The sequence below is a fragment of the Psychrobacter nivimaris genome (assembly GCF_043419765.1).
Classification (GTDB): domain Bacteria; phylum Pseudomonadota; class Gammaproteobacteria; order Pseudomonadales; family Moraxellaceae; genus Psychrobacter.
On sequence record NZ_JBHOFX010000003.1, the window covers coordinates 1 to 12,481 of the forward strand.

Annotated in this window: 8 protein-coding genes and 4 tRNA genes; 2 read left to right on the forward strand and 10 right to left on the reverse strand. The window is 42.8% G+C overall.

Annotated elements, in window-relative coordinates; translation table 11 throughout:
- Positions 1-334: 334 nt before the first annotated feature.
- From ACHEVO_RS06775 to ACHEVO_RS06820, 10 genes are all read right to left on the reverse strand, one after another.
- Complete coding sequence (locus ACHEVO_RS06775) at positions 335-652, reverse strand: DUF6122 family protein (protein ID WP_394124397.1); 318 nt, start codon at positions 650-652, stop codon at positions 335-337.
- Between the two features lie 209 nt (positions 653-861).
- Positions 862-936: transfer RNA gene (locus tag ACHEVO_RS06780), tRNA-Thr, on the reverse strand.
- A 103-nt stretch (positions 937-1,039) separates the two neighbouring features.
- Positions 1,040-1,113: transfer RNA gene (locus tag ACHEVO_RS06785), tRNA-Gly, on the reverse strand.
- 84 nt (positions 1,114-1,197) lie between these two features.
- Positions 1,198-1,281, reverse strand: a tRNA-Tyr gene (locus ACHEVO_RS06790).
- Positions 1,282-1,348: 67 nt separating this feature from the next.
- A tRNA-Thr gene (locus tag ACHEVO_RS06795) sits at positions 1,349-1,424 on the reverse strand.
- A gap of 192 nt (positions 1,425-1,616) precedes the next feature.
- On the reverse strand, positions 1,617-3,113 hold the full coding sequence (trpE, locus tag ACHEVO_RS06800; RefSeq protein WP_394124398.1) for an anthranilate synthase component I: 1,497 nt from the start codon (positions 3,111-3,113) through the stop codon (positions 1,617-1,619).
- A 175-nt stretch (positions 3,114-3,288) separates the two neighbouring features.
- Positions 3,289-4,557, reverse strand: coding sequence for an FHA domain-containing protein (locus ACHEVO_RS06805; protein WP_394124399.1), 1,269 nt, complete (start codon positions 4,555-4,557; stop codon positions 3,289-3,291).
- A gap of 157 nt (positions 4,558-4,714) precedes the next feature.
- Positions 4,715-5,566, reverse strand: a complete 852-nt coding sequence (locus tag ACHEVO_RS06810) for an RsiV family protein (RefSeq protein WP_394124400.1) — start codon at positions 5,564-5,566, stop codon at positions 4,715-4,717.
- 202 nt (positions 5,567-5,768) lie between these two features.
- Positions 5,769-7,364, reverse strand: coding sequence for a peptide chain release factor 3 (locus tag ACHEVO_RS06815; RefSeq protein ID WP_057758477.1), 1,596 nt, complete (start codon positions 7,362-7,364; stop codon positions 5,769-5,771).
- A gap of 205 nt (positions 7,365-7,569) precedes the next feature.
- The gene (locus tag ACHEVO_RS06820) at positions 7,570-8,472 is read right to left on the reverse strand and encodes a hypothetical protein (RefSeq protein WP_394124401.1); all 903 of its coding nucleotides are present in this window, start codon (positions 8,470-8,472) and stop codon (positions 7,570-7,572) included.
- Between the two features lie 268 nt (positions 8,473-8,740).
- On the opposite strand from ACHEVO_RS06820, the gene ACHEVO_RS06825 reads away from it, so the two are divergent.
- Positions 8,741-9,154 carry an Ohr family peroxiredoxin gene (locus ACHEVO_RS06825; RefSeq protein WP_298808379.1) on the forward strand — a complete coding sequence of 138 codons (414 nt, stop codon included), beginning with the start codon at positions 8,741-8,743 and terminating at the stop codon, positions 9,152-9,154.
- Between the two features lie 267 nt (positions 9,155-9,421).
- Positions 9,422-12,400: a DNA polymerase I gene (polA, locus tag ACHEVO_RS06830; protein ID WP_394124402.1), complete on the forward strand. Its 2,979-nt coding sequence runs from the start codon at positions 9,422-9,424 to the stop codon at positions 12,398-12,400.
- Positions 12,401-12,481: the final 81 nt, after the last annotated feature.

Below are 12,481 nucleotides of genomic sequence, written 5' to 3' on the forward strand. Positions count from 1 at the left end.
CCGATTGTACCGACGTTGACGTGTGGCTTGTTACGTTCAAACTTGGCCTTTGCCATGGGTATTTCCTCTTTTTTTGGTGAATGATCAATAAAAAGCTGTTTAATGGCTCATAATAGAATTAAATCATCATAAACCTAGCTATCAACCGCACGAACCACTGCTTAAACAATGCTCCGAACTAATTCTTGTATCCGTTATTATACGCTGACTTGTCTTAAATAGTCATACATCTCTCAATCGAAATCAACTTCTCTCTAACTAGTAGATATAAAGCTCGATTGATTATAACCTTTCTTATAACCGTATAATTATCTTGATATGCAAGGTCGCGATATTAGCTGACCGACATCATCAAACAATCCGTAAAATCCGTTAACATATGGAACAACAGTCCAATTCCAATGATGTTAAAAGGCTTACGAAGAAAGAGTAAAACAAAATACACTAGCATCGCATAATAAGTATGTAACGGATGAAAATTAATGCTACATCTATTTGCCTGAAATATTGGGTTTGCTACCAGATGGTCTATATCAACCAACATGGTCGCAAGCAAAATCAGATATGCTTTTTTCCACTCTTTTCTAAAAAACGCAATCGCGATAAAAAGAGGAAAAACAAAGTGCAAAAAATAGTGTATTAACGTCTGCATAATGACCTATTAGTTTTAGTCTTCTCTATATAAGACCATCAAAACCAATATTTATTAATATACTGACAGCACTAAAAGGCAACACCTCAGTGTCACCTTTGAATCATTGTCTACCGCACTACTGTTATATATTTCAATATTCTATAATTTCGATATCGACGCAAAGTTATATAAATAGCAAAACAAGCATAAAAGGTATAAACAATAAATGGAGCTCATATCGAGAATTGAACTCGAGACCTCTCCCTTACCAAGGGAGTGCTCTACCGCTGAGCTATATGAGCGTATGTTAAAACCTTTGAGCTGCACTAAAAAAAATATCACGATACAGCAATAATTACTGACTCTCGTGATGATTTATTGTTATGCTTTGCGATGGTGTATATATGGAGCGGGTGGCGGGAATCGAACCCGCGTCATTAGCTTGGAAGGCTAAGGTGTTACCATTATACCACACCCGCATTTACTCTTATTCAGGATAACTCTAATCGAGAGTTATGAGATATAGAGAGTATGCTTGGCGCTATGACAAACTTTAGAAAATATGGTGGTGGGGGAAGGATTCGAACCTTCGAAGCTTTCGCGACAGATTTACAGTCTGTTGGGTTTGACCGCTCCCCAACCCCACCTTAGATTGCTTTGAACAAAAATGACTTACATTTAAGACAAATTCATAAAAAGCTACTTTAAGAGAGATGGTGCCGACTGCCGGGATCGAACTGGCGACCTACTGATTACAAGTCAGTTGCTCTACCAACTGAGCTAAGTCGGCTTGTTCTCTTAAAGTGGTGGCTATTCTATCAAATTTTTTGAGATGCGCAAGTACTTTTTCATCTTTTTTTAAATTAATTTGATATAAATATTTAAGTCACTGATTAAGCTAGTTTTTTTATAAATAAAAATATGGCAATAAATTGGCTTTTTGCTGGCAGCCTTTGTTTTTATCATATTACTGGCTATTTAATTAGCGAATACGCAAGCCGTTACAGGCCATTTCTACCGCTTTTACTAATGCCAATGCTTTTTTATTGGTTTCATCCCATTCTTTTTCTGGAACAGAATCAGCAACAACCCCTGCTCCGGCTTGAATGTGTATCTCACCACGGCGCATCACCGCAGTACGGATAGCAATGGCCGTGTCCATATTACCATTCCAACCTAAATAACCAACTGAGCCACCAAATACTGTTCGACGTACTGGTTCTATCTCATCGATAATTTGCATAGCGCGGATTTTAGGTGCACCCGACAGCGTTCCAGCTGGGAAAGTGGCACAAAAAACATCTAATGCATCTTTGTCAGCTCGTATCGTACCTTCAACGTTAGATGCGATATGCATCACTTGCGAGTAGCGCTCTATAAACATCTTTTCTGTGACTTTAACACTGCCATACTCGCAAACGCGGCCAATATCATTGCGACCCAAATCAATGAGCATCAAATGCTCGGTTGTTTCCTTCTCATCATTGAGCAGCTCTTGCTCAAGCGCTAGGTCTTCAGCCTCATCTCGGCCACGTTGACGTGTCCCTGCTAGCGGCCTTACCGTCACTTTGCCATTTTCGATACGGGATAGGATTTCAGGAGAAGCACCGATAATATCAAAGCGTTTGTGATCGTCGAGTGTATAACCATGCACCAAAAACAGATATGGTGATGGGTTTAGGTAGCGAAGCGCACGATAGACGGCTAGAGAGTCACCTGTATAGTCCGCGGTCAAACGCTGCGCTGGCACTACCTGCATGACGTCACCTGCGGCAATGTAATCTTTTATTTTATTGACATCGCTACAGTATTTTTCGGCACCTGTTTGCGATATAAATTTAGGCGTAGGCATTACAGGTGCGCGCAGGTTTGATGGCTCTGCTAGCTTTTCCTCGATTTGTTCTAGCTCACGGATAGCTGAACTGTAGCCATCCTCAGACTGACAATCAGCATAGACGATGATTGATAGCGTATTCTCTAAATTATCAAATACAATAACGCTCATCGAAAGCATCAGCCACATATCTGGCATCGACATTGGATTGGGCGCATCAGATAAGCCGACACTTGGCTCAATAACACGTACCATATCGTAGCCAAAGTAACCGACTAGACCGCCACTAAAGCTCGGCATCGTCGGCACATCTTCAGCAGTTGGCATATGATACTGCGCCATCAGCTCACGCAGGTAATCAAAGGGATTCTCTACTGACTCTGTATCAATATGATCGTTTCGTTTGGTCGTCATATTGCCATTAGCGTACTGCAAAATCAGATCACTACCCAATCCAATCATGGAGTATCGTGCCCAGCGCTCACCGCCTACCACAGACTCAAATAGATAGGCAGAGCCATTTAGATCACGCACTTTTGAGAATACAGATACGGGAGTCTGCGCATCCATCAGACGCTTTTTTACTAACGGTGCGTGACTAAAGCCCCTATCTCTAAAAGCTTGGTATTCTTCAAAAGTCATCATAATAGTGCTCTCTTAGCACCTTATAGGAAATAATAAAACTATAAGCTGCTCTATAAAATATAGCGCCAATATTCGGTAAAATATCGACGCTATAATGAGTCATTTGTTTAAAAAACGGCAAGCACAACAAGGCTCTTGATCAAAAATTACGACAAAGACCTAGTGTATATTTAAATTATGCACCGCCCATATTAAACAACCATAAGGCCAAACCGATAATTAGAATGGTCACAAATACCCATATAAACCAGCCGCCGCTCGCTTTTTTCTCTACATGACCTGCATGAGCAGGGTTGCTGATTTCTTGATCCATCGCATTATTGCCTTTAGTACCAAGATCGCGCGGCTGCCCTAAATTAGCCGTGCCTGAAAACTGGGCACTAGCTGCTTGTTTGGCTTTTAAAACTTCAGGGTCAGCTTCTTCTTGTAACTCTGTTTTTGTCGTTTTGTCGTGTTCGTCTTGGACTGCTGGCTCTTCATGCATTACTGGCTGCTCTTCTACCACTGGCGCGCTATCAGTAGATGCTGCATGTGATGACTCTGTAGACGTCACAGCCTCTGTTTCAGTTGTTATTGGTACAGATGTGTCAGTTACTACCTCTGTGGCAACTGGCGTTTCTTCTACTGGCGTAGGCGATGCTGCATCCGCGTCAGACAGTACTTCATCAATCCCTGTTTCTTTGACAACTGGCTCTGTAGCAACAGCTTCTTCGGTAGCTGGCTCTTCAATAGCCGGCTCTTCAACAACTGATTCAACGGTTTCGTGCGTAGAAGTGACTGAGTCTTCGGTCATATCTGAGCCGGCATCTACAGGTAAGGGCTCTACAGGTACAGTATCATCTTTAGCAGGTAACATTTCTTCGATACCAGTTTCTTTGACCACTGGCTCATTGCCTGTTTGCTCTATGATCGGCTCTTCTTCAATTAAAGCCTCTTTGCTCGAACTTTTTTCAAGAACGCTTTCCTCAACTACTTGCTCTTCGGTCACAGGCTCACTGGCAGGAGTTTCTAGCACAGTAGCGGTATTAGCATTATCCTGTGTATCTGCTACTAGCTCCTCTGTGGCTACTGGCGCTAGCGTTTCACTCTCTGACGTCGTCACGGGTGCAGCAGATGCCTGTACTTGAAAGCTAAAACTTGCAAAGCCAAGCGTATCATCTGCTTTTAGATGACTAGATTCATTACCTGCAATACGTTGCTCATTGATAAACGTGCCGTTAGAAGAGTCTAAATCCTTCACGTACAACTGACCATCTAACACACTGAGCACCGCGTGATTACGAGAAACCTGCTTGCTACCTAGCACTACGTCGTTATCACTACCACGACCTATAGATAAGCTATCACTAACCGTCAGTGTTAGGTCACCTAGCGCTTCGGTCAATGCATTCAGCTGCCAAGTTGTACTTGCTGCCGTATTCGTACTTTCTGTCTCGTTTGTCATGTTATAACTCCTTATTTTTCTATTGAATATCCAATGATGCTAAAAATAATAACTCTAAAATATTACTGCTAATTTATGATAAGTATTGTCGCTATTTCTTTAATGGTATTTGCCTAGGACGGTTTATTAAGTACTTTCCTCAAACACCATACAGTATTTACTTTGGTATAAAGTGAGGTTTTATAACTTTATCAAGCTTGCTATAGGGGATATTAAGGACAGGCATACCGTAAGCATATGGACCGATAGAGTAATGCTGATAACGAATGCTAACGCCTGTATCTGTCAAAGTCACATTATCGCTTAACGTAAATGGCCAGTTTTTCTCATAACTGCTCGCGTCTTCGGCAACCGTTTTGACCCACACTTTATACGCCTCATAGGCAAGCGCCTCAAAACGAGGTTTTTGCCCTGAGATAAGCATGTCGTCAAGCGTGACTTGTTTTTTGGTACTTGGGTCAAATACTAGGTACTCGCTATAAGGCATGCCGTGTGCACCGCCCGTATAGACGTAAGAGCTTATCTCAAACAGTTCAAAGTCATCGACATGACCTAGATAATCGGGCGCTACCATCAGATTATAACCCCACGACACATCATCAGGCGTATCTTGGAATTGCGAATTCACAAAGCTATCAAGAGCAGCCGTAACTTCTTTCTTGCTACTTTTACCCTTGATAGGTGCTGACTCTGTCATCTGACTATTGACGACTATGTTATCGATACGGGCATTGGCAATCTCATCTATCCAGTTTTGACTACTTTTAAGATATTTAACTTCAATCTCTGGACAGTTATCACGCTTGTCACACGTCTCTTGTATATTACTGGGTAGTTGATACGGTAGGTATTCCGTACTGCTAATAAAGCTTCCTGCATTTACCGACATACTGACTGCACTTAATAGTAGGCTGCCAGTCAACATAGCAATTGAACGTCTCTGGCTTACCTTCATCGAAAATAGATCAGCCGACATAGATTTATCATCAGTTTGAGTCGTAGTGTGCATATGTCCTCTTTTACAAATATAAAATGCCATTCAATATTCTACCGTAACAATTGCAATGTATTGTAGGAAGACTGTTCACGTTTTTGAGGTGATGTAAGCAAACGGATATCTGATTCTTACTACTTAAGACGTAAATACAGGCAATAAAAAAGACACGGCTGGCGTGTCTTAATCAATAGACGATATAAGCGTATAAATAAATTTAATGTTCGCGTGTGCTACTAAAAGTCACTTCTGGATAGCGGTCTTGCATCAGCTGTAAATTGACACGTGACGGTGCAAGATAGGTTAGATAACCGCCCCCATCTAATGATAATTGGTCATGAGCTTTTTTCTTAAATTTCGCCAATGCTACTTCATCATCGCAATGAATCCAGCGTACCGTAGCTATCGATACTGGCTCAAAGGTACATTGCACCTTGTACTCTTCTTTTAGACGATGCGCGACCACTTCAAACTGTAGGACACCGACTGCGCCTAAGACCAAATCATTATTAATCTGCGGCATAAATACCTGCGTTGCACCCTCTTCACTTAACTGCTGCAGGCCTTTTTGCAACGCTTTTGATTTAAGCGGATCTTTTAGCACCACACGGCGGAACAATTCAGGGGCGAAATGCGGAATACCCGTAAAACTTAACTCTTCGCCTTCAGTAAAGCTGTCACCGATAGAGATGGTGCCATGGTTATGCAAACCAATGATATCACCCGGATAGGCTTCTTCTAGTGCCTCGCGGTCACCTGCTAAAAAGGTCAAAGCATCGGCAATACGTACGTCTTTACCCAGACGTACATGCTTCATTTTCATGCCCTTCTCGTACTTACCAGAGCACACTCGCAAGAACGCAATACGGTCACGGTGACGCGGATCCATATTGGCCTGAATTTTAAAAACGAAGCCCGTAAAATCTGTCTCGGTGGCTGATACTTCACGCTCAGTCGTTGGATGAGCTTTTGGCGGCGGTGCATATTTGACCAAGGTATCAAGTACCATGTTTACCCCAAAGTTACCCAATGCCGTACCAAACAATACTGGCGTCATCTCGCCAGCCAAAAATGCTTCAACACTAAACTCTTCTAGCGCCATCTGTACCAGCTCAAGCGACTCTTCAAAAGCGTCAAACATCAACTGTCCTAGACGCTCACGGATATCTGGATAATCGTAGCCTTCTCTGGTCTCAGAAACCGTCATCTTGCCGCCATTACCTTTTTCATAAAAGTAAGTTTTATTTTCAGTCAAATGATAGACACCGATAAAATCTTGACCCATACCGATAGGCCAAGTTACTGGGATACATTTGATTTTCAATACTGCTTCGATTTCGCTAAGCAACTCAAGCGGCTCACGAATCTGACGATCTAGCTTGTTGACGAATGAGATGATAGGCGTATCGCGCATACGACATACTTCCATCAGCTTGATGGTTCGTTCTTCGACACCTTTTGCACCATCGACCATCATCAGCGCACTATCCACTGCGGTCAAAGTACGGTAGGTATCTTCACTAAAGTCGGCGTGACCTGGGGTATCTAGCAGGTTGACCATATGGTCTTTATACGGAAACTGCATGACAGACGTCGTAATCGAGATACCACGCTCTTGTTCCATGCTCATCCAATCTGAGGTTGCATGACGATCTGTTTTACGGCCTTTTACTTCGCCCACTACCTGAATCGCTTGACCCCACAACAGGAGTTTTTCGGTCATGGTGGTCTTACCAGCATCGGGATGCGAGATAATAGCAAAGGTGCGGCGCTTAGCAACTTCTTTGTTTAATTTCTTTGGATCTACGCTCATAATTTTCAGCTTCAACAGTTATGTGATTTAGAAGTGACTCTAAATAAATAAAATAAATAATGAGCGTATTGTAGCGGATTTAGCATCAGGGTGCAGAATTAGCGTATAAAAAAACACGCCCCGTTATTTAAACGAAGCGTGTTTTTGGGCTTTTAAATTGCGATTATCCTGCTTGAGTAGCACGACTAATAGCCATCAATCCATCTCAATAGTAGCGTTCTATTTGCTCAGCTAAGAAGTCGCCAGCCACTTCATTGACGATTGTACAATCGACTACGTCAAAACGACTGTCCGTATTCGGGTCAGTACTACCTTTAGCGACATAATTTGCTTCATAGACGTCTTTTCCGTACTCAACACCGCTATATTCATAAGCAGGCTGATCATCGTATTCGAAAAACATAACTTGCGCGGCTTGTTGCTGATTGCCTACGCCAACGCCGAACTGAGAAGTTCTATGATCTCTATCTGCACTAAAGCGAGTTTTGGCCACTTCAATCCATCTCTCTATTGAGGCGTATCCAGTCTTGTTTTTCTCATTAAATGCCAAAAACGAGCGCTCACTGGTTACCACAGGGATATAACAAACCGACCCTTCAGGAAAAGCAACATTGGTCGGAATTTCAGAATAATTATTTAAGTCGGTAATAATACCGTATCTATTGTTCACGTTTGTACTAGAAACATAGCTGTTCGCACGCAGCCCTGATAAGTTAAGCGTCTTATAAGTGGTTTGGTAGTCTAGCTGGTTGTTGGTGTTTTTTTCATAAATGGGCCGTTTGACCGTCCGATTATTAACCTCGATGTCTTTGTTTTCAAGTCGACCCTCGAAGTTATCTGCTAGTACGGTTCTGTCTAAATCATTCAGGCTTTGATTGCTATAACTGTTGATGAGATTGGTTGTTTTGATCTCGCGCGCACCAGTACGATACGTTTCATCAATTCGCGCAATTGCCGTAGCATTGGCTTTGCTATCGTAACTATTAGCAAAGCTTGTCAATGTAATCTCGCTACTAGCCGTCCCATAAGCGCCGTCTTCTTCCTCGCACCCTATCAAAGCAAGCGTCGTCAAAAAGCAAACACTAGGTATCGCAATCCATCTATTCATCAAACAATGTCCTTATGATTCAGATTTTTATTATCCGTACTGATAACGTATATATGGCTCATTACCGCTATTGTACCTCTTTGACGGCTGTACGATAAGATTGTAAATATAAAAACGAATAAAACTGTGTCCGAAATCTCATTTACAAACTAGCAGTATATATTTACTCTCTATGCACTGAGCTGCGTGAGCGATTTGTTATGCTAGGTTTCACATTAGGATTTACCATTTAAATATAAACATAAAAACTCACAACAAAGGATGTGTCATGAAATCTTTATACTCTACCAAATCTACTGTTACTGGCGGCCGCATGGGTACAGCGACCTTGAGCGATAGTGATCTTGAAATCAATATGGTGCCACCAGGCGGTAATGAAAAAGGTAATAATCCTGAGCAACTACTCGCCATGGGTTATGGTGCTTGTTTTGATGGTGCTTTAGGCGTAGTCAAAAAAATGGAAAGCGCAACATTTGGCTCAACTGTTGAGACTTCTGTAGACCTACTACAAGGTGACAATCACGAATATAAGCTTGCCGTAAAAATCCATGTCATCGCTGACAATACAGACCTATCTGCTGACGAGATCCAAAGATTGGTCGAAAAAGCGCATGAAGTATGCCCGTATTCGAAAGCGACTAGCGGTAACATCGATGTCGAAGTCTCTTCAGAAGTAAAATAACGCATTTAGAGACTCGTTATTAACGTCTATTAAATTATAAATAGTCGATATTCATCAGATATTAAAAGAACTCAGTTTATCTGGGTTCTTTTTTTATTTTTAGCAATTTATTTATCCTAGACATGAAATATCGAAAACTCCAATATAGATTTCAATAAAAAAGAACACGATAGAACATCTCGTAACGGTTAAGCAGTTCGGCACGCGCTAATTTTATCGTTATAATAAGCGTATATATTTTTATCTAATAGCTGATAAGTGACTTTTATGACTGATGACATAGCTGACAATACCACCGATAACAACCACAACTCTCACCAAGCGCTTGACCCCAAAGCATTACCAAACTTCGATACCATGCCTAACGTGGCGCTGATGGATACCAGTCATGTAGACAAAGATCAGCCGCCTTTTATTTTGGTTGATGGCTCCTATTATCTGTTCCGCACTTATCACGCCCTACCAAAAACCATGCAAAACTCGCAGGGCCTAATCACCAATGCGATACGCGGTACACTCAACGCGCTACTCAAGCTGATGCGTCGCTATCACCCTACCCATATGGCTGTCTGCTTCGATACCAAATCACCGACTTTTCGCCATCATATGTCTGCTGACTATAAGGCTGCTCGTCCACCCATCGATGTCGAGCTGGTAGAGCAAATTCCTTATATTCATCGTTTAGTCACCGCATTAGGCATTCCACTGTTGCGTATTGAGGGTGCAGAAGCGGATGATATTATCGGTACACTTGCCCATCGCGCTGTCGAGCAAGGTCATCATGTGGTCATCTCGACGGGTGATAAAGACATGATGCAGCTGGTCAACGACTGCGTGATACTGGAAGACAGCTTTACGGGCAAAGTCACGGATACACCAGCGGTAATCGATAAATTCGGTATTAACCCAAACCAAATGATCGATTTCTTAACGCTAATGGGTGATGCCTCTGACGGTATCAAAGGCGTACCGGGTATCGGTAAAAAGACCGCTAAAGATCTACTCGTTGAGTATGGTGATATCGAAAATATGCTCAAACATATTGGCTTTATCAAAGGTCGTGGGGCGAAAGGTCTGATTGAACACGCTGACGATATTCCTTTTAACAGAAAGCTTGCTACCATCGTCACTAACTTAGCAATCGGTCAAGATTGGAATGACCTAAAAATCAATACCGATCCTTGTGCGCATATAGATGAACTGCGCGACTTATATAATGAGCTTGAGTTTAGAAATGAGCTGGCATCGCTTGATCATCCAAATCATCCTGCCAATGGCTCTAAAAGTGTTGCTGATAGCCAGGCCGATACGGAGTCACAGGCACAGGTGGCAAAATCGCTCCAATCCACCAAGAGCGACAACATCAAAGACAGCGCTAACCATGATAAAGCGTGGCACACTGTACTCGACGAGCCAGCGTTTGATAGCTTGGTCGAGTTGTTAGAAGCTGCTCCGCATTTTGTCATTGATACCGAAACCACTAGCGTTCATTGGCGTGATGCACAAATCGTCGGTTTATCCTTCGCGTTGCAAGCGCATGAAGCGTATTACATTCCGCTTACTCATAGCCTAGAAGGTGATGAGCTAACTGCCAAGCAGCTTGGTCGCGATACAGTATTAGCTCGCTTAAAACCTGTCTTAGAAAATCCAAATATCGGTAAAATCGGTCAGCATCTAAAGTATGATGCGCACATCCTCGCTCACTATGATATCGATCTAGTCGGCGCCATACATGAGCAGCCAAATAACTGGGCAATGGACACCATGCTTGCTAGCTACGTCATCAATGCGGCAGCCACTCGCCACGGCATGGATGATTTGGCACGCCATTATCTGCAAACGCAAACCATCAGCTTTGAAGATGTAGCAGGTAAAGGCGCTAAACAAGTTACCTTTGACCAAGTGGCCATCGATATCGCGAGCGACTATGCTTGTGAAGATGCTGATATCACCTATCAATTATTTGACGTATTCAGCGTTGAGCTGGCTAATGATGCCAATAACGCTAAATTACTACACGAGCTAGAGATTCCAACAGCAGAGATACTTTGCCAAATGGAGGCACATGGTATTTTGATTAAACGCTCCTTCTTAAACGAGCTATCAAAACGCTTTGATGAAGAAATTATCGCTCTAGAGAAGCGCGCCTATGAAGTGGCAGGTGAAGAGTTTAACTTAGGCTCTCCTAAGCAGCTCGGTGAAATGCTGTTTGAAAAGCTAGGCGTCGCTGGTGGTAAAAAAACCAAGTCTGGTCAATACTCGACTGGTGAGGCGGTACTATCAAAAATCGATCATCCATTGGTCGACATTACCTTGGAGTATCGCGGACTGTCCAAGCTTAAGAGCACTTACACTGATGCACTCGATAATGTCGCAGATAGCGAAACCGATCGCGTGCATACTAGCTACCATCAGGCATTAACGAGCACTGGGCGTCTGTCATCGACAGATCCTAACTTGCAAAACATTCCAATTCGTACTGCGACTGGTCGCCTCATTCGTCAAGCTTTTATCGCCCCAGAAGGTCGCGTTATTTTGGCAGCGGATTATTCACAAATCGAATTGCGTTTAATGGCGCATTTCTCAGGTGATAAAAACCTAACCTACGCCTTTAACGAAGGGTTAGATATTCACGCGGCTACCGCTGCCGAAGTACTTGGTAAGGATGTCGCAGACGTCACTTCAACCGAGCGCCGTAATGCTAAAGCTATTAACTTTGGTCTGCTATACGGGATGAGTGCCTTTGGACTTGCCAAGCAGCTACAGATGAGCCGCGGCGAAGCACAAGACTATATCGATATGTATTTTGAGCGCTATCCAGGCGTCAAAAACTATATGATTAATACGCGTGCAAGTGCTTATGAGCAAGGCTATGTCGAGACGATATTGGGCCGTAAGCTCTATACGCCTGATATCAACCATAGTAACCGTATGGTCAAGCAAGGTGCTGAGCGCGCGGCGATTAACGCCCCACTACAAGGCTCTGCTGCCGATTTAATCAAGCTTGCCATGATTGCGGTTGATAAAGTGCTGCCAAAAGAGCAAGCCAAAATGCTGCTACAGGTTCACGATGAACTGGTGTTCGAAGTGGATGCCGATAAAGTAGACGAAGTTAGCCAGCTAATTACTGATGCTATGCAAGATGTCTTGACGACTACGGCAGTAGAAAAAGGTTGGAACGTTGACTTTGCAGTGCCTTTATTAGTCGAGACTGATAGCGGTCAAAACTGGGATGAGGCACACTAATCATTAACTGCCATTTAATCAAGCATGTAAGGTATGATTATCGATGTACCTTACAGGTATGATAGTTTTTGATAACTGACA

Bases quoted from the DNA above. Each gene is read 5' to 3' on its own strand.
- ACHEVO_RS06775 (WP_394124397.1), bottom strand. From the start codon at position 652: ATGCAGACGTTAATACACTATTTTTTGCACTTTGTTTTTCCTCTTTTT.
- trpE (WP_394124398.1), bottom strand. From the start codon at position 3,113: ATGATGACTTTTGAAGAATACCAAGCTTTTAGAGATAGGGGCTTTAGT.
- ACHEVO_RS06805 (WP_394124399.1), bottom strand. From the start codon at position 4,557: ATGACAAACGAGACAGAAAGTACGAATACGGCAGCAAGTACAACTTGG.
- ACHEVO_RS06810 (WP_394124400.1), bottom strand. From the start codon at position 5,566: ATGCACACTACGACTCAAACTGATGATAAATCTATGTCGGCTGATCTA.
- ACHEVO_RS06815 (WP_057758477.1), bottom strand. From the start codon at position 7,364: ATGAGCGTAGATCCAAAGAAATTAAACAAAGAAGTTGCTAAGCGCCGC.
- ACHEVO_RS06820 (WP_394124401.1), bottom strand. From the start codon at position 8,472: ATGAATAGATGGATTGCGATACCTAGTGTTTGCTTTTTGACGACGCTT.
- ACHEVO_RS06825 (WP_298808379.1), top strand. From the start codon at position 8,741: ATGAAATCTTTATACTCTACCAAATCTACTGTTACTGGCGGCCGCATG.
- polA (WP_394124402.1), top strand. From the start codon at position 9,422: ATGACTGATGACATAGCTGACAATACCACCGATAACAACCACAACTCT.